This is a genomic window from Vreelandella nanhaiensis (assembly GCF_003990185.1).
Lineage (GTDB): Bacteria > Pseudomonadota > Gammaproteobacteria > Pseudomonadales > Halomonadaceae > Vreelandella > Vreelandella nanhaiensis.
This window is the reverse complement of the sequence record NZ_RZHF01000025.1, coordinates 90,510-108,062: the sequence shown is the minus strand read 5'-3', so window position 1 is coordinate 108,062 and position 17,553 is coordinate 90,510. Positions and strand designations below refer to the sequence as shown.

The 17,553-nt window shown below is 58.2% G+C and carries 14 protein-coding genes and 1 tRNA gene; 9 read left to right on the top strand and 6 right to left on the bottom strand.

All coding sequences use genetic code 11. The features are described 5' to 3' along the window. The first annotated feature begins 43 nt into the window (after positions 1-43). The 4 genes from ELY38_RS15785 to ELY38_RS15770 all read left to right on the top strand — a co-directional run bounded on the left by ELY38_RS15785 (position 44) and on the right by ELY38_RS15770 (position 6,289). Complete coding sequence (locus tag ELY38_RS15785) at positions 44-1,735, top strand: VRR-NUC domain-containing protein (RefSeq protein ID WP_127063181.1); 1,692 nt, start codon at positions 44-46, stop codon at positions 1,733-1,735. 10 nt (positions 1,736-1,745) lie between these two features. Beyond that, positions 1,746-4,058, top strand: coding sequence for an ATP-dependent DNA helicase (locus tag ELY38_RS15780; protein ID WP_127063180.1), 2,313 nt, complete (start codon positions 1,746-1,748; stop codon positions 4,056-4,058). 69 nt (positions 4,059-4,127) lie between these two features. Continuing rightward, complete coding sequence (locus tag ELY38_RS15775; protein WP_127063179.1) at positions 4,128-4,907, top strand: sulfite exporter TauE/SafE family protein; 780 nt, start codon at positions 4,128-4,130, stop codon at positions 4,905-4,907. 200 nt (positions 4,908-5,107) lie between these two features. Then, entirely contained in the window at positions 5,108-6,289 is a 1,182-nt protein-coding gene (locus tag ELY38_RS15770) for a glycosyltransferase (protein ID WP_127063178.1), read from the top strand. Here the strand turns inward: ELY38_RS15770 and ELY38_RS15765 are convergent. Together ELY38_RS15765 and ELY38_RS15760 are read right to left on the bottom strand one after the other, a co-directional pair. Continuing rightward, complete coding sequence (locus ELY38_RS15765) at positions 6,280-7,155, bottom strand: glycosyltransferase family 2 protein (protein WP_127063177.1); 876 nt, start codon at positions 7,153-7,155, stop codon at positions 6,280-6,282. The two genes, ELY38_RS15770 and ELY38_RS15765, sit on opposite strands and share 10 nt — an antisense overlap. Further along, the gene (locus tag ELY38_RS15760) at positions 7,152-9,236 is read right to left on the bottom strand and encodes an HAD-IIB family hydrolase (RefSeq protein ID WP_127063176.1); all 2,085 of its coding nucleotides are present in this window, start codon (positions 9,234-9,236) and stop codon (positions 7,152-7,154) included. Before ELY38_RS15760 ends, ELY38_RS15765 begins: the two co-directional genes overlap by 4 nt. 40 nt (positions 9,237-9,276) lie before the next feature. Between ELY38_RS15760 and ELY38_RS15755 the strand changes: the two genes are divergently transcribed. Further along, positions 9,277-10,335, top strand: a complete 1,059-nt coding sequence (locus tag ELY38_RS15755; protein ID WP_127063175.1) for a glycosyltransferase family 4 protein — start codon at positions 9,277-9,279, stop codon at positions 10,333-10,335. Between the two features lie 7 nt (positions 10,336-10,342). On the opposite strand, the gene ELY38_RS15750 is transcribed toward ELY38_RS15755, so the two are convergent. The 3 genes from ELY38_RS15750 to ispB form a co-directional block, all read right to left on the bottom strand. Further along, positions 10,343-11,482 (bottom strand): MFS transporter, encoded by a 1,140-nt coding sequence (locus ELY38_RS15750; protein WP_281274355.1) that lies wholly within the window; start codon positions 11,480-11,482, stop codon positions 10,343-10,345. 253 nt (positions 11,483-11,735) lie between these two features. Continuing rightward, positions 11,736-11,812, bottom strand: a tRNA-Pro gene (locus tag ELY38_RS15745). Positions 11,813-11,901: 89 nt separating this feature from the next. After that, the gene (ispB, locus tag ELY38_RS15740) at positions 11,902-12,906 is read right to left on the bottom strand and encodes an octaprenyl diphosphate synthase (protein ID WP_127063173.1); all 1,005 of its coding nucleotides are present in this window, start codon (positions 12,904-12,906) and stop codon (positions 11,902-11,904) included. 314 nt (positions 12,907-13,220) lie between these two features. Here ispB and rplU point away from each other — a divergent pair, with 314 nt between their 5' ends. From rplU to proB, 4 genes are all read left to right on the top strand, one after another. Then, positions 13,221-13,532 carry a 50S ribosomal protein L21 gene (rplU, locus tag ELY38_RS15735; protein ID WP_127063321.1) on the top strand — a complete coding sequence of 104 codons (312 nt, stop codon included), beginning with the start codon at positions 13,221-13,223 and terminating at the stop codon, positions 13,530-13,532. 31 nt (positions 13,533-13,563) lie between these two features. Further along, positions 13,564-13,821: a 50S ribosomal protein L27 gene (gene rpmA, locus ELY38_RS15730; protein ID WP_018917617.1), complete on the top strand. Its 258-nt coding sequence runs from the start codon at positions 13,564-13,566 to the stop codon at positions 13,819-13,821. A 138-nt stretch (positions 13,822-13,959) separates the two neighbouring features. Further along, positions 13,960-15,153: a GTPase ObgE gene (gene obgE, locus ELY38_RS15725; RefSeq protein WP_127063172.1), complete on the top strand. Its 1,194-nt coding sequence runs from the start codon at positions 13,960-13,962 to the stop codon at positions 15,151-15,153. A gap of 72 nt (positions 15,154-15,225) precedes the next feature. Further along, positions 15,226-16,365 (top strand): glutamate 5-kinase, encoded by a 1,140-nt coding sequence (gene proB, locus ELY38_RS15720; RefSeq protein ID WP_127063171.1) that lies wholly within the window; start codon positions 15,226-15,228, stop codon positions 16,363-16,365. Positions 16,366-16,426: 61 nt separating this feature from the next. Here the strand turns inward: proB and ELY38_RS15715 are convergent, their stop codons facing one another. Further along, positions 16,427-17,449, bottom strand: coding sequence for a DUF1853 family protein (locus tag ELY38_RS15715; RefSeq protein WP_127063170.1), 1,023 nt, complete (start codon positions 17,447-17,449; stop codon positions 16,427-16,429). Positions 17,450-17,553 lie beyond the last annotated feature (104 nt).

The window sequence follows — 17,553 nt, the reverse complement described above, 5'->3', positions numbered from 1 at the left end:
GGAAAGCTGGCAGCGTCTGGTGACGCCCTGATACAATGGATAAATGAACAGTGCTCCCGCCCCGGTTACCGCCTCGCTCGACGACCCTTTCTATTACCTGACGAACTTCCGGTTCGTGCTGGCTTGGGTGGGTGAGCGCCATGCCGACCTGCTAGATCACGACGAACTCGCCTTTCTACGTCACTTTGATACGCTGCCTCGGGCTTCCCAAGCACTGCTTACACGTATGGTCATGCGCAAGGGTGAGCTGTTTCGGATTGGCAAACTTCGCTATGACGAAATAGGCGATACCGCCGCGGCACTTGCCCCGCTCATGGCGCTTGGCTGGGTAGATGATGCCCCGGCACTTAGTGGAGAGGAGTTGTTCCACCAGTTGCGTCTTGCCGAGCTGCGCGCAGCGCTGGCAACGCGCATGCGCGATGCGGGGCTTTCGGCCTCAACCGGCAAGGCGGTACTGCAAGCTACGCTGGCCCCCCAGCTCACCGAGGCCAAGCCGCTAACTCAGTGGTGGCCAGACGCGCCGGACAGTATTGTGCGTCTTGGCGTAATGGAAATCTGCGACCGGTTGCGGCTGATGTTTTTTGGCAACCTGCGCCAGGATTGGGCGGAGTTTGTGCTCACCGAGCTTGGCTTGCAGCGCTTTGAAAACGTTGCCTTCACCAACGCCTCGCGCGCTTTTCACAAGCGCGAAGAGGTGGATGCCTATCTGGCTCTTCATCGTCTGCGCCAACGGCTGGAAATGGGCGAAGATGTCGAGTCGTTAAGCCTTGAAGTACCCCCTGTGCCGAATAACGCTTGGCTTGCCGCACGGCGAGCCCGGCTATTACTGCACTTGGGTCGCGAAGCAGAGCGCAGCGGCCAGACTGAACGCGCACTTTCATGCTATGCCGACGCCGACAGCAGCGAGGCACGTGTTCGCCAGCTACGCGTGCTGGAGCGCCTGGGTCGTTATAAAGAGGCCTTTGAACTGGCGATGAGCGCCCACCACCGCACGCCCAATGAAACCGAGGCCCAGGCCCTGGCCCGGTTGATTCCTCGGCTGCGCAAAAAGCTGAAAATGGCGGTAGAGCCCTCCCCGCGTGAACCCGCTTATACCCGATGGGAATTGACGCTGCCCGGCCCCCAACCAGTAGAGCGCGGCGTTGCCTTGCATTTCAGCACGCCGGATGCACCGGTTTACTATAGTGAAAACACTCTGCTTACCGGGCTGTTCGGGCTGCTCTGCTGGCCAGCGATATTCGCGCCATTGCCTGGCGCCTTCTTTCATCCGTTTCACACCGGGCCTGCGGATCTTTATCGCGACGATTTCGTGCCCCGGCGGCGTGCATTGTTTGATGAGTGCCTGGCCCGCCTGGAAGATGGCAGCTACCCAGAGGCCATTCGCGCTACCTGGCAGGAGAAGCACGGTCTGGCGTCTCCTTTTGTGCACTGGCCCATGTTGGATGAAACACAGTTAACGTTGGCGCTTGAGTGTCTGCCAGCGTCGCATCTACAGGCATTCTTTGAGCGATTTATAAAGGATTTCAAGGCCAATCGAGCGGGCCTGCCCGATCTGATTCAGTTTTTCCCCAAAGCGCCGCTGGGTGAACCGCGCTATCGGTTGATCGAGGTAAAAGGCCCCGGTGACCGGTTACAGGATAACCAGCGCCGCTGGCTGGCTTTTTTCCATCAGCATGATATCCCGGTCGCAGTGTGCTACGTGCAGTGGTTCACTGATACGTCAGGCATGCCATGAGCCTTATATCATGAACACTGCGGCGAGTTATCGGGTAGCCGTTCGTGCACTGTGTGACTTTACTGCCCGTGAGGGGGATCTGGATCACCGCTTTACCCCGTCGCCCAGCGCCCAGGAAGGCATTGCCGGGCATACCCTGGTCGCCAGTCGACGGGGCGATAGCTACATTGCCGAAATGCCGCTTTCCGGTGCCTACAAAAGCCTTACCGTCACCGGGCGCGCCGATGGTTATGACCCTGCCGAGAACCGTCTAGAAGAGGTCAAGACCTACCGTGGCAGCCTTGAGCGTATGGCCGATAACCAGCGCGCGCTACACTGGGCGCAGGTAAAGATCTACGGCGCCCTGTTATGCAAAGCGCGCGGTCTTGATGAAGTTACATTGACGCTGGTGTATCTGGATATCGCCACCGAAAAAGAGACCCTGTTGAGTTACAAAGCGCAGGCAGCCGAGCTTGAACTATTTTTCACTACCCTGTGCGAGCGCTTTATTGCCTGGGCCGAACAGGAAGCTGAACACCGTCTGGCGCGTGATTTGGCGTTAACATCGCTCAGTTTTCCCCATGCCACGTTTCGCCCCGGTCAGCGTGAGTTGGCTGAAGATGTTTATAAGGCCGCCAGCACCGGGCGCGGCCTGTTGGCCCAGGCACCTACCGGGATCGGCAAAACCCTGGGTACGCTATTTCCCATGCTCACGGCCATGCCTCGCCAGCGCCTTGATCGAATTGCTTTTCTGACCATGAAAACACCAGGACGGCGTTTAGCGCTGGATGCCCTGGCGCAGCTTCGCCCGGATAAACAAAAAGCCGAGGATTCAGGGCTTGAGGCGCCTCGTGTGCTTGAGCTGATTGCTCGGGAGAAAGCCTGTGAATACCCGGGAATTGCCTGCCATGGCGACGCCTGCCCGCTGGCGGCGGGTTTTTATGATCGCCTGCCTGCTGCGCGTCAGGCCGCCGTGGCTGAAAGCTGGTGGGACCGCGACGCGCTTCGCAAGGTAGCGCTTGCCCATAGCGTCTGCCCTTACTATCTGGGCCAGGAGCTGGCGCGATGGGCGGATGTGATCGTAGGCGATGTGAATCACTGGTTTGATCGCCATGCGCTGCTCCATGGCCTGGCACAGGCCGATGATTGGCGTGTCGGGTTATTGGTGGATGAAGCGCATAACCTAGTGGAGCGGGCACGCGGCATGTATAGCGCCGAGCTTGACCAGCAGCGCTTCAACCGCGTCAAGCGCAGCGTCCCGAAAGCCATTGGCCGTTCTTTGGCAAGCCTAGGCCGGCAGTGGCAGGCGTTGGTGAAAGAGGTAGTCGAAAATAAGCCAGATGATGCGAATCAGGCAGGCTATTACCTGCTTGAGTCACTGCCCGATAAACTGGTGGGTGCCCTGCAGAACGCAGCCGCCTCGATCACCAACCACCTGGGCGAACATCCGGAAGATGCCACCTTTGAACTCCAAGAGTTACTGTTTGAGGCGCTGGCTTTCTGTCGGTTGGCGGATAGCTTTGGCGATCACTCGCTGTGCGATATAACCCTAAAAGGGCGAGGAAAGGCGCTGATTGGCCTGCGTAATCTGATACCAGCGGACTTTCTAACGCCGCGTTTCAAGGCGGCCCACTGTGCCGTGCTGTTTTCAGCCACGCTCACGCCCGCGCACTACTACCGCGACCTGCTGGGCCTGCCTGTGAATACGGTATGGCGCGAGGTATGTTCACCCTTTGTGGCCCGCCAGCTTGAGGTGCGGATTCGCCGGGATATTTCGACACGCTTTCGCGATAGGGAGGCGTCGCTTGCGCCGATGGTGTCCGAGATGGCCCAGCAGTATCAGCAGGCGCCGGGCCACTATCTGGCGTTTTTCAGTAGCTTTACCTATCTCGATGCCGCGCTTAAGCGGTTTTGCCAACAGCACCCTGACGTACCGGTATTTGCCCAAACGCCAGGCATGCGTGAAGCCGAGCGGGATGCGTTCCTGCAGCGCTTCACGCCGGGCGGGCAGGGCATCGGCTTTGCCGTACTGGGCGGCGCCTTTGCCGAAGGCGTTGACCTGCCCGGCGACCGATTGATTGGTGCGTTTATCGCAACACTGGGCCTACCGCCGTTTAATGCCTTCAACGAAGCTCTGAAAGTGCGTCTCACGACAAGATTTGGAAAAGGTGATGACTATACCTACCGCATCCCGGGGATGATCAAGGTGGTCCAGGCCGCTGGCCGGGTGATCCGCAGCCCCACTGATGAAGGGGTTGTGGTATTAATGGATGATCGTTTTGCCCAACCCAGCGTACAAGCGCTGTTACCCAGCTGGTGGGCGATAGGCGGGCAATCATCTTAGGTTCTGTCTGAAAAGTGTTTGCGCTCATCGACTTTTCAGACAGAACCTAGTAACCAGGGGCGCGAGTGCATGGCGGATTTGTGGTGGTATCAGTATGCGTTGATCGGGTTGATCTTTGCCTGGAGCGGCTTTGTCAGAACCAGTCTGGGGTTTGGCGGTGCGGTGCTGGCATTGCCTTTCTTATTACTGGTCGTTAACGATCCGCTGCTTTTCCTGCCTATTATCGCCGTGCATCTACTGATCTTCTCAAGCTGGATTGCCTGGCAGGGCAACCGCCAATTAAAACGAGAGAGCGGCAACGCTTCCGTTGAGAGCAATATTGATTGGGGCTATTTAAGGAAAGCCCTGAAAATTATGATCGTTCCCAAGCTGGTTGGCGTGGTGGGGCTGTTAACGCTGCCTGCCAACATCATGACCAGCATTATTTTCGGCATCGTGTTGGTCTACGCCATTGGCTACGTGCTCAATAAACCGTTTAAAAGCAACAACAAGTATATCGACTATGTGCTGCTGGCTCTGGGTGGTTATGTAAGCGGTACCTCCCTGATTGGCGCGCCGCTGATCGTGGCCGTGTTTGCCTCCCATGTCGTCAAGGAACAGCTACGCGATACCATGTTTGTGCTGTGGTTTATTCTGGTCGTGATCAAGATGATCTCGTTTCTGTTCGCCGGCGTGGATCTTCAGCTAATCCATCAGCTGTGGCTATTGCCCTGTGCGTTTGCCGGCCATCTGCTGGGTGAGCGGGCGCACCGCTACATCGTCAAGGCGGATACGGGCGTGTTCTTTCGGGTACTCGGGGGAGTGCTGATCTTTGTCAGTATTATGGGGTTGGTCTTTTCTCCCTCTTGAAGGGCAGGCCATCTTCTGGAGGCGTGGACTGACAGGCATTTTTTGGGGTGCCAGCTATGCTTAGCGTCATGTAAAGCAATAATGCCGCTTAAGAGACGTTGTTAAGCAATGGCAGGACGACTTGAATCATCAGGCCACGGAAGCGGCCACGGTGGCTGAACAGATTCGGCGCCGATTAACACAAGGGAGTGTGCCACGCTATGAAGAAACCCATCAGTTTTTTTGTTCATCACCAGGGGCGTGGCCATGCGCGGCGCACCATGGCCATTATTCGTGAATTCTCGCCTGACCGCCCAGTCAGCGTCATGACTGCGGACCCGTCGCTGTTCGATGGTTTTGAGCGCGAGATCGAGCTGATTGCGCTGCCCGACATGATCGGCGCGGATGTGCCCACCCAGGCGCTGTTTGACCAGCCTACGCCGTCCGTCATGCACTGCGTGCCCATGGGCGTGGTGGAAATGCGCCAGACCATGCGACGCATTCTGGATCACCTTGACGATACCGATACCGGGCTTTTCGTGATCGATGTGTCGGCAGAGCTTGCCCTGCTTTCTCGTATCGCAAGCGTTCCAGCGGTCAAGGTACGTATGCACGGCGATCGCAACGACCCAGGGCATATCGGTGCCTATGAAGCGTGTGTGGGTATGCTGGCGCCGTTTGATGAGCGCTTGGAACAGGCTGATTACCCTGACCGTTTACGGCAAAAGACGTTCTATACCGGCGGGCTGTGTACCACCGCCGCCGAGATGCCCGAGCGGGCCGAAGCGCGGCGTCGGCTGGAGCTCGATCCGGATCGCGAGATCGTCCTGGTGCTGACTGGCGGGGGCGGTTCGGGCACACCTTATGCGCCGCTGACCGTGGCCGCAAGGGCGGCACCCAATACGCTGTTCGTGACGATTGGCCCGCTTCATCTGGAAGGCCACGAGACCGATTTTGCCAATCTGGTCAATGCGGGCTGGGTCGATAACGTGGTGGATTACCTGGCAGCCTGCGATATCGTGCTGGCCTCGGCGGGTGACAATACGGTGCACGAAATTGCCATGCTGAAACGCCCCTATATCGTGGCGCCCGAATGGCGCTACTTTGGTGAGCAGACCCGTAAGGCCGAGCGCCTGGCGGAGCTGGGCGCGGCCGTCAATATGGCCGCTTGGCCCGGCGACTTTGCCGGCTGGCAAGACGTGCTGGAAGACGCGCGAAAGCTGGATGTCAGCACGCTGAGCGAGCTTTACAGCGCAGATGCCGCGCGCCGCGCCGCCCAGTGGCTGGAATCTTGCGTTGATCGACTATGGGAAGGCGCCACGCCTCAAGTGGGCCAATCAACACCCGTGCGGGCAGCCGAGTGCTCACCCTGCGCCGCGGCGGTTAACGAAGCTCAGCCGTAGCGTGCGCTGGCGGGCAGGCGCGCGGTACTAATTTCCTGCTGCGTGGGCTGCCTTAAGACCTCAATGCCGTCTGCTTCCGGCGACCAGCGGATAGCGCCCGCTTCATGAAACTGGTTTAGCCAGTACTCCATGCACCACTGCTCCCAGCGCTGATAAAAGCGCCGGGCGTTGGCGATAATCGCCTCAAAGTGGGGCCAGGGTGGGGCATACATGGGGTGATGCTGGTGCCAGGCAAGCGCGCCGCCTACCCAGTAAAGCGGCACATCCGCCGCCGCCAAACGCCAGGCGTAGTCGGTTTCCTCACCACCGTAGCCGATATAGCCCTCATCCATGCCGCCCGCACGCTGGTGGTCCTGACGCATCAGGGCAAACGAAAGCCCCCATAGGTTACCGTGGTCAGGCTCGAAGCGGATTTCCTGTTCATTAATGGCAGGGCGCGCCGGGTGGCGCTCGCCAAGCATGGCAAGGCGCGCTAAATCCAAGGTGCCATCCGCGTGGTAGCTTACGGCATTCGCAGGTAAGTAGTGGACTTCGCCAATGTAGAGCGCTGGTTGCTGGGCTAGCGCATTTCGGTAGCGTGCAACCAGAGCGGGTGAAGCGATACAGTCAACATCCAGAAATATCAGGGCCTCATGGCTTGACGCATCAACGGCCTGATTGCGCGCTTTAGCGAGCGGCAGAGCGTCGCCCTCAACTATTACATGGCGAATAGGAAAGTGTGTTGGGGGAAGGTCTATTTCCGGTTCAGGCTGCATCCAGGCGATGACCAGCTCATCCGGGCGCTGCTGCTGTGCCTCAAGGCTCACTATGAGATTTATCAAATGCTCGCGGCGGTCTCTAACCAGGGTCAGGGCGCTGACCTTCATACCGCACCCCCCATTTTCTGCTTGCGCTGAAAATGCTGCACACCTTCAATGATCCCCAGCGCGTGCCGGGCACGGGCGCTGTATACATGGGCCATACCAGGGGCGTCTAGCAGCCCGTCACTGTGATTGGCCACCACAATCGAACAGGGCGCCGAGCGCAGCATGTCCAGGTCATTGCCTGAGTCGCCAGCGACGTAGAGCGCCTGACGCCCAATATTTAGGCGTTTGCGGACGTGCTCCACTGCTTGGCCCTTGGAAGCCTCAAGAGGCAAAATATCCACATAGCGGCCATGGCTTTGAATCACCGTGCTTGCCAGCCCTCGTTGTTTTAAACGGGCTTGAAGCTGCACCATCAAGGATGAGTCACCATCGCTGAAATAGCTCAGCTTATGGCGGCGCTGCTCAAGTGGCCCTTGAGGCGTCAGTTCGGGCGCATCCCCCAGCGCCTGTTGCACGGCTTCCCGTTGCCAGCGGCGGTCTATTCGCTCTGACCACTGGGTATCCTGCTGGTAGGTCACGCCGTCGTCATTGCGGTAATAAATCTCTGAGCCAACCGATGCAATGATCACCTGTGGGTAGGGGATGCCGGCCTGTTCCAGAATCGACAGCGCGCTATGAAAGCTGCGCCCGGTGGCAACGCCAAACCCAAGCGTGGGCTGCTCCTCATACCAGGTGATAAAGGCGCGTATGCCGGTAGGCGAGCCGGTCAGGGTGTTATCGATATCGCAGATCAAAAGTGCCTTGGGCGCGACCGGCTCAGGGTCTGGCTGGCTAAGCCGGGCAAGCAGGTCATGATAGTACTGGGTATGCCCCTTCCAGTCGTAGGCCTTGACGGCTTCTCGGCCGTTATCGGCCATGCGCTGCCAACGGCTGGGGTTGTGAAACAGATCAAGCGCCTGACGGACGATTTCATCATTATGGCGGGGGTTGATAAGCACGCCGTTGCCGCATTGTTCAACAATATCGCTGGGACCGCCGCTGTCGGTGGCAATCAAGGGCAGGCCCGCCGCTGAAGCTTCTAGCAGGGTCAGTCCAAACGGCTCGTTAAGCGCTGGATTGATAAACACGCCGCCCCGCTCGCGTGCCCAGGCGTAAAGCGCTGGAATATCTTCTGAAGCATGATGTTTGGGGTAGGCGACATGTCCGTAGAGGTTGTAATCATCAATCAGCGTTAAAAGCTCATGAAGATTATCGGCAAGCTCGGGTTCCAGCGCATCAATCTGGTCGCGTACTCCCGCCACAATTACAAGATTGGCGCACTGCTGCAGCGCTTTGCTCTGCCCGTAAGCGCGCACCAGTGCGGCCAGATTCTTGCGGGTGACGGGCCGAGCAATGGCCAGCAAAACGGGCTTGTCGGGATTTATCAGAAACGGCTGCATCATCGCGTCAATGGCAGGTGTTGAGATGGCGCTAGTAAAATCGTCCAGGTGACTGCCGGGCGGGATAACGCGTATTCGGCCGGCATCGTAGTGCAGGTAGTCGGCGTACTGAACCTCGGCTTCATCTCTTGAGCTTGCAATGATCAGCGCGGCATCGCGAATGGCGCGCTCTTCAAAGGCGATGCGCCGCTGCAGGCTCTGCTGCGTTTTGGCGTCCAGATTCAACTGACCATCGGCCAGGCATTTAAGCTTGCAGCGCCCCAGCGAGTGGGCGGTAAAAACAAACGGAATGCCATGACGGGCGCTGATTTCAGCGGCTACCTCGCCCGCATCTGCATAGTGGGCGTGCAGGGCCGCCGGTGGGGCGGGCAGCGTGGCAAGCCAACGCTCAAAGGCGGCGATAAATGATGGGTGCTCCTGCCAGAGGGCTTCCTTGGGTAAATAATCAGGGCAATCGGTAGGTAGCCGCACCAGGGTGATCTTTGGGCTAACCACTTCAACTGGGCAGGTATAGTCGACCCGACTAAACTCACACTCAAAAGCGCGCGTCACCAGCGTAATACGCTCAATGGCCGGGTCCTGTTCGGACGCTTCCACCAGCTCCAGCAGGTAGCGGATATGGCCGCCGGTATCGGCCGTAATGCCATATTCGATATCACTGCCGCGAAGGCAGCCCTGTAACGCCAAATGTACGATATGCATGTCGTGAATTCCTTTTCACCGGATAGGGTGCACCCAATCTATGCTTCAGAAAAAGCGTATACGCATTGCCCAAGTTGCTCCAGTTATCTTTCCGACACCGCCTGTTGATAATGGTGGAACCGAGCGTATTGTCTTTGACCTGACCGAAGCGCTTGTGGAGTTGGGGCATGATGTAACGCTGATTGCCCCTTCTGACAGCCAGACGAGCGCGCGCCATCTGGCCACCTCACCAAGTCTTTACCGATGGCAGCAGCTGTATGAAAACGTGCCGCCAGGCGTTCCGGGCGTTCTTGAGGCGCTGGTGCTGGAGCGTTTGCGCCAGCACTTGGATGAGTTCGATATCATTCATTGCCATGGCGAGTTCTGCCACGCTGCCGTGCTGGGCGAGCGTCGCCGCCATAGTGTGACGACCGTTCACTGGCGTGTTGATGAGCTGGACCGGCAGCTTTTCTTCGAAGGATTTCCTGATTTGCCGGTGGCCTCCATCTCTCAATCGCAGGGTCGCGCACTGCCCAAAAAAAATCATTTGGGTACGGTTTGCCATGGCTTGGATGCCAAGCGCTTTAATTTAAGTAAAGGCTCAGGGGGATATTTGACCTTTATTGGCCGCATGACCGACCAGAAACGCCCCGACCGGGCTATTGAGGTAGCGCGAGCCACGGGCTATTCGTTGCGCCTGGCAGGCGGCATTGATGTAGGTAATCCAGACTGGTTTGATCGCCATGTAGCGCCCGCGCTTGATGAGCGCATCCAGCATGTAGGCACGGTTAACGATCAGCAAAAGCAGCAGTTTCTGGGCGAGGCAGCCGCGCTGCTGTTTCCCATCGACTGGCCGGAACCCTTTGGCCTGGTAATGATTGAAGCCATGGCCTGCGGTACGCCAGTGATTGCCTGGCGCAATGGTTCAGTGGAAGAAATTGTTGAAGAGGGCGTTAGCGGCTTTATCGTCGACTCTCATGAGGAGGCCGTTGCCGCCGTCAAACGGCTACCTGAGCTTGACCGTCACCGCGTTCGCGAGGCGTTTCTCGAACGCTTTACTGCCACGCGCATGGCCGAGGATTACCTGGCGCTTTATGAGACGTTGCTGGGCGCTGATTAAGTTCGCCTTAAAGTCGGCTGTCCGCGCGTAGATAGGTTTTGCTCAGTATCATGAGAATAGCAGCGAACACGATGCACAGCACCGCCATGGCAATGAACACGTTGCGCAGTGAACCGAGCCAGATAACCGCCGGAGCGACCGCAATGGGTGAGATGAACTGGCCAAAGAAGAAGGTGGAGGTAAAACCGCCAAACACCCGGCCGCGCACCCTCTGTGGCGTAATGCGCATAAGCCAGGTAGTGGTGTTGGGCATGAAGGCGCCCAGGCCGAATCCCGAGATCGCCGCACCCACGATGGCCATGGCGTAGCTGTCGGTGAACCCCACCACTAGAAAACCGGTGGCGGCCAGCGCAAAGCCCAACACATAAATCGTCATGACCGAGAAGAACGGCTTGTAGTAGCCGTAGCCAAACGCCACGATGCTGGCCGTGAGTGCAGACATGGAGAGCGCGATGCCAATCGCCATGCCGCTGATCTCACCCTGCTCGGAAAGCAGAAAGGGCAGCTGGGCAGGAAACATGTAAAACATCATCATGCTCAGCATGGCGATCAGATAGCCAAGGCCGGTGCGCCAGTAGTCGACGCGCGCCGGTGCCTGGGCGCTATCGGCATGTGTCGCGCCCGGCAGACGGGGCTCCTTGAGCATCGCCCAGGCGTAAGGCAGCAGCAGCACGCCGGTAAGGTAGAGTAGAAAAGGCCCGCGCCAGCTCCAGTCGGAGAGCAAGCCCCCCAGGTTGATAAATACCACCCCACCAAGCGCCATGCAGCTACTCTGCAGGCCTAGAAAGCGCACGCGCTCGCTACCCTCGAAATAATCACCCACCAGCGTCGTGCTGATACTCAAAATACCGGCGACGGCAATGCCCATCAGTGCCCTTGATGCTAACAAGAGCTCTACGCTATTGATCAAAAAGCCCGCACCACCCGCCAGTCCGTAAATGGACAGCATTAACAAAAGCAAAGGCTTGCGTCCAAATCGATCGGCCAGATAGCCCATCAGCGGGCTGCACAGCGTGATCATCAGCGCGGGCAGAGTCAGAATCAGCTGAATCAGCACCTGGGAATGCTCGGAAAAATGGCGGCTGATACCTGGCAAGGCAGGCGCAATAATCGCGCCGGACATAACGGTCATGGTGCTGGCAAACAGCAGTACGGCTTTGGTATGTGTTAAACGGCTGATGGTCGGTTTCCTGATATGAAAATGAAGATAGCGTCGCTTGCAGAAAGCGTAGCATATCTATTAGCAGGCTATTGAGCGACACTTGCCAGGCAAGACGCCAATTACAAGACATCAGACAGAAGAAGGAGCAGCTAAGCAGAGTGCTCAGTCAACGAGAAAAACTAGGTGCAATAAAAAACCGCCAGCAGGTTTGACCCAGGCTGGCGGTTTTATAAATTCTTGGTCGGAATAGCAGGATTCGAACCTACGACCTCTGCCTCCCGAAGGCAGCGCTCTACCAAGCTGAGCTATATTCCGAAGGTTGTGAGCAGTGCCCTACAACGGAGCTGAATCATACACAGGGAAGTGCTTTTTTTCAAGCCCCGGCAGTGCGGGGGGCTTGAAATTTATGCTTGCCGGTCAACAGCCATACGGGCGAGTTCAGCCATGCTGTCGCGGTAGGCGTTGGGCGGCAGAAGCTCCAGCTGGGCAAGGGCCTTGTCGGCCATTTCGTCGGCGCGCTTGCGGGTGTACTCAAGGGCACCGGTGGTGTGCACAATCGCCAGCACCTCTTGGAGCTGCTCAAGCCCCCCCTTACGGATCACCTGACGAATCAGCTTGGCCTGCTCCGGTGTGCCTTGTTCCATGGCGTGAATCAGCGGCAGGGTGGGCTTGCCTTCGGCTAGGTCGTCGCCGACGTTTTTACCCATGGCCTCAGCATCACCCTGATAGTCCAGCAGGTCGTCAATCAGCTGGAAGGAGAGGCCCAAATAGCGGCCGTAAAGCTTGAGCGCCTCGGCCTGCTCGGCGGTGGCGCCTGCCAGTACCGCACCGCTGTGGGTAGCGGCTTCAAACAGCATGGCGGTTTTGCCCTGAATGGTTTCGAAGTAGTCCGCCTCGGAAATGCTCGGGTTGCCGATATTGGTCAGTTGCAGTACTTCGCCTTCGGCAATGGTGCAGGTGGCGCTGGAGAGAATCGCCATGATCTCCATCGAGCCGACATCTACCATCAGTTGGAATGAGCGCGAGTAGAGAAAGTCGCCGACCAGTACCGAGGGCGCGTTGCCCCAGGCATCGTTGGCGGTTTTCTTGCCGCGCCGCAGGTGCGATTCATCCACCACGTCGTCATGCAGGAGTGTGGAGGTGTGCATGAATTCGATCAACGTGGCCAGCGTAATATGCTTGTCGCCTTCATAACCCAGCGAGCGGGCCGCGAGCAGCACCAGTAACGGACGTAGGCGCTTGCCGCCGCTTTCAATGATGTACTGGCTGATGGTCTCGACAAGCGGGACTTTCGAGGTGAGCTGCTCAACAATTGTCCGGTTGACAGCTTCAAAGTCATCTGACACCACGGCGTGCAGCGGTGAGGGCGTTGGGCTGGCAGTCGGGGTTGGGGAGACGTTGGCAGTCATGGGTTCCGTTCATCGCGGCAGGTGAAGGGGGCGTGCCCCGTAAATTGAGGTCATGCTATGGGGCTGTCGGGAAGGCGTCAAGGCACGTTACCGTAAGCCCGCACGGCAGATAAGCAAATCGCTAATTGACAACGGCCGGTAGTCTTGTGGTAATAGGGAAATGTCGTTATAATCCGCGACCCACTCATCATGCTCCCTGTCAGATGGCTGCCAAAAGGGGCGCCACTCGCAGCAGGTCAATAAGAGCACGACTCGCAAGAGCGTAGGTGATGAGCGCTGCCGAAGCGGCATTAACGACAAGTCCGGAGAGTGACATGTACGCAGTTATTAAAAGCGGTGGTAAGCAGTACCGCGTTCAGGAAGGTCAAACGCTCAAGCTTGAGAAAATCGAAGTCGCTACCGGCGAAACGATTGAGTTTGATGAAGTGCTGTTGGTTGCAGATGGCGATGACTTCAACATTGGCGCGCCTCTGATCAGCGGTGCCAAGGTTTCCGCAGAAGTCGTTTCTCATGGCCGCGGTGACAAGGTGACTATCATCAAATTCCGTCGCCGTAAGCACAGCATGAAGCGTCAGGGCCACCGTCAGTGGTTCACTGAAGTCAAAATTACCGGAATTTCCGCGTAAGCGGTTAAATTCCCCAAGAGGAGAATTTGCAATGGCACATAAAAAGGCAGCCGGCTCCACGCGTAACGGTCGCGATTCCGAATCCAAACGCCTCGGTGTAAAACTTTTCGGTGGCCAGGCAGCGAACGCTGGTAGCATCATCGTTCGTCAGCGCGGTACACGCTTTCACGCGGGCACTGGCGTTGGTCTGGGTCGTGATCACACTTTGTTCGCTCTGAACGAAGGCTTCGTGAAGTTCGAGACCAAAGGCCCGAAAAACCGTAAGTTCGTTAGCATCGTTTCTGAATAAGCAACCATTGTTGCGCAGGACGTAGATAACGAAGAAAAGCCCCGCTATGGCGGGGCTTTTTTGTCTGTTTGAACCCACTTGCCCACACCTGGGCAGGGTTGTTGCATATAGGGCGGCGGAAGCGGCCGGGAGAATCCAATGCAGTTCGTCGATGAAGCCTCGATTATTGTTGAGGCGGGAAAAGGCGGCAATGGCTGTCTGAGCTTTCGCCGCGAGAAATATGTGCCGAAGGGCGGCCCCGACGGGGGTGACGGTGGTCACGGTGGCAGCGTTTACCTGATTGGGGACGATGCGCTGAATACGCTGGTGGACTTCAAGTTCCAGCGTTTTTACAAGGCGGAAAACGGCCAGGGCGGCATGGGTCGTCAGATGAGCGGCAAGGCAGGCTCTGATCTGCACGTTAAGGTGCCGGTAGGCACCACCGTGGTGGATGTCGATACGCTGGAAGTGATTGCGGATGTCACCGAAATTGGCCAGGTCGTACTGGTGGCTGAAGGCGGACGCCGTGGGTTGGGCAATATCCACTTCAAGTCCTCCACCAACCGCGCGCCGCGGCGCACGACACCCGGCACCGAAGGCGACCGGCGAAACCTGCGCCTGGAAATGAAGGTCATGGCCGATGTGGGCTTGCTGGGTATGCCCAATGCGGGAAAATCCACGCTGATTCGCTCGGTGTCGGCGGCCAAGCCCAAGGTTGCCAACTACCCGTTCACTACCCTGGTGCCTAACCTAGGTGTTGTGAAGCTGGGTATGCACGAACACTTTGTGATGGCTGACGTACCGGGGTTGATTGAAGGTGCCTCCGATGGCGCAGGGCTGGGGTTGCGTTTTCTCAAGCACCTGACCCGCACGCGGCTGCTGTTCCACGTGGTCGATGTGGCGCCTTTTGATGAGTCTGACCCGGTAGAAACTGCGCAAGCGATTGTTCATGAGCTTGGCCAGTTCTCCCCCGCGCTTTCCGAGCGTCCCCGCTGGCTGGTGCTGAACAAGTTTGACTTGCTGCCGGAAGAGGAGCGCGACGCGCGTGCCGAAGCGATTATTGAAGCGCTTAACTGGGATGGACCGGTATTCCGCATCTCTGCGATCAGCAGCGAAGGCACTGACAAGCTGGTTCAGGCGGCCTACCGTTGGCTGACCGAGCAGCGTCGCCTTGAGAACGAAGACGAAGAAGCCCATGCCCGCGAGCAGGAAATGCGCCGACGCATGGAAGAAGAGTCCGTGGCTCGCATCGAAGAACGCCTGGGGCGTCGGCGTAAAAAGGCTGACGATGAAGGGGATGATGACGACTTCGATGATGACGATTACGATGTGGAAGTCGAATACGCGCCCTGATCGATTAGCTGTCAGTGCCCATTTGGCGATGTAAAAACGTACTTAACAACGTGCCTTGAAAGGTAGAAACGGATGGAGAGTCATGAGCAGGGATTAGGCCGCCAGGCCCTAAGCCGCGCCCGGCGCATTGTGGTCAAGATTGGCAGCGCCTTGTTGACCAACGATGGCCGTGGCCTGGACGAAGCGGCCATCGGCGGATGGGTGGACCAGATTGCCAAGCTGCATCAGCAGGGTACGGAAGTGGTACTGGTTTCCTCCGGCGCCGTGGCGGCCGGTATGGTGCGCCTTGGCTGGCAGGCCCGCCCGAGCGCGGTGCACGAGCTGCAGGCCGCAGCGGCGGTTGGCCAGAATGGTCTGACCCAGTGCTATGAACAGCACTTTGCCCGCCATGCCATGCTGACTGCACAGATTCTGCTCACCCATGACGATCTCTCCAACCGCAAGCGCTACCTGAATGCGCTCTCGGCCTTGCGCACCCTGGTGGAAATGCGCGTGGTCCCGGTGATCAATGAAAACGATACCGTGGTCACTGACGAGATTCGCTTTGGTGATAACGACACGTTAGGTGCCTTGGTGGCCAACCTGTTGGAAGCCGATGCGTTATTGCTCTTGACCGATCAGGAAGGCCTTTTCGACGCTGACCCGCGCCACAACCCTGACGCCAGAATGATTGCCGAAGGGCGTGCCGATGATCCACGGCTTGCCGCCGTGGCGGGCAGCGGTGGCGCGCTGGGGCGTGGCGGAATGAGCACCAAAGTGCGCGCAGCCAAGCTTGCCGCCCGCTCTGGTGCGGTTACGGTGATTGCTAGCGGCCGCCAGCCGGACGTGATTAACCGGATTATGGCGGGCGAAGCGCTGGGAACGTTGCTGCATCCGGAACAGGCCCCCATGGCAGCCCGCAAGCGCTGGTTGGCAGGCCAGCTGCAGGTGCGCGGTACGCTTATGGTAGATGCCGGTGCGGTCAAGGTATTGCGCGAAAAAGGCTCCAGCCTGCTGCCCGTAGGGGTGCGCGGCGTGGAAGGTGCGTTCAAGCGTGGCGACATGGTGGTATGCGTGGATGAACAGGGCACGCCCGTGGCCAAAGGGCTGGTAAATTACGGGGTAGACGAAGCGCGCCTGGTGGCTGGTCAGCCCAGCCATCAGATCGAGGCGATTCTGGGCTACGTGGAAGCCCATGAACTTATTCATCGCGATAACCTGGTTGTGATCTAGCGCGGTTAACGTGCTGGGCAAGAGCGCTGCTTACTTTACGTAAGCGGCGCTTTTTTATGGGTTAACCCTTAAGCACGGCAGGTAGCGGTATCTGGCGGGGCCAGCTGTTTGGCACAATAAAAATCCGTTTAAAGCGCTGCTGGTTAGGAAAGTAAAGCATCACCTGCTGAGGTCCGCGTTGATCAATAAACTGCCTGATGCCGTGCATCACGACACTTTCCTGGTAAAAGGCACCTTGGCCGGGCGGCGCCAGCCAGTGAGGCTTTTGTAGCCAGGCCATGGTGAAGGGGGTGGCAAGGCTTGCCGCAAGGTCAGGCCAGTCGTTTAGAAAGCACCACAGGCCTTGGCGATGTTCATCCGTTGCCCCTTGAGGCGGGGGCAGTGGCGCGTGCCAGGGATAAAACAACACGCCGGGCATGGCAAGGCGCTGGGTAAGGGCCGCCGCCGGTTGTTCCTGCGGGCAGGCTAGAGCATCGCGGGGCGTTAACCACTGCGCAAGAGTCGCATATGCTAAAGGCGTGGCGGAAAGCGGCAGTTGGTGACGATGCAAATGGCGGCATTTAAGCGCCAGGCTATCCAGCCCGCCAGGGCCAATCCAGCGGCTTGGGCTGGTGGCTTCGCCCGGGCCTTCCGGCAGGCCAAGATAGAACTTGATCGCTACTTCCAAATGCACTGGTGCCGAATTGGCGCGGGTTCGGTAGAGCATGTCCAGCTCACCAAGTGTTGTGCGGTTATGGAAGATACGCATATTGCGGGCAAGCAGTCGCGTACCAGGGGCGTGATCCAGCAGGATATGCCACAACCGTTCATGATAATGCCCCAGGCGGGTAGCCCGCCTGTCGTTTGCCGTGGCCAACAAGGCCGGAGAAAGCGTTAAGAGCCACTCTACCAGCGAATTCTCCCGCTTGTGCAGGCCAAGCTCTTGCAGAGTAGGTCGCCCGGCGCAGGGAATAGGTGGTGGAAGCTCCACTAAATCGGGCGTGAGCGCAAGCCAGGCCAAATCACGCAGTAGGGATGACGAAGCGTGAACAGGCAGTCGGTAGAGTTCGCGACTAACGCCTTCTGCATCGGGGGGAGTGGGCAACGCTATCTCCTGAAGGCCATCAAAGAGTGCAAAGAAGGTAGCCGCCCTCAACCGTTGCCAAGCTGCTACGCTTTCCTGTACAGCGACATTAGCGTGATAACCCG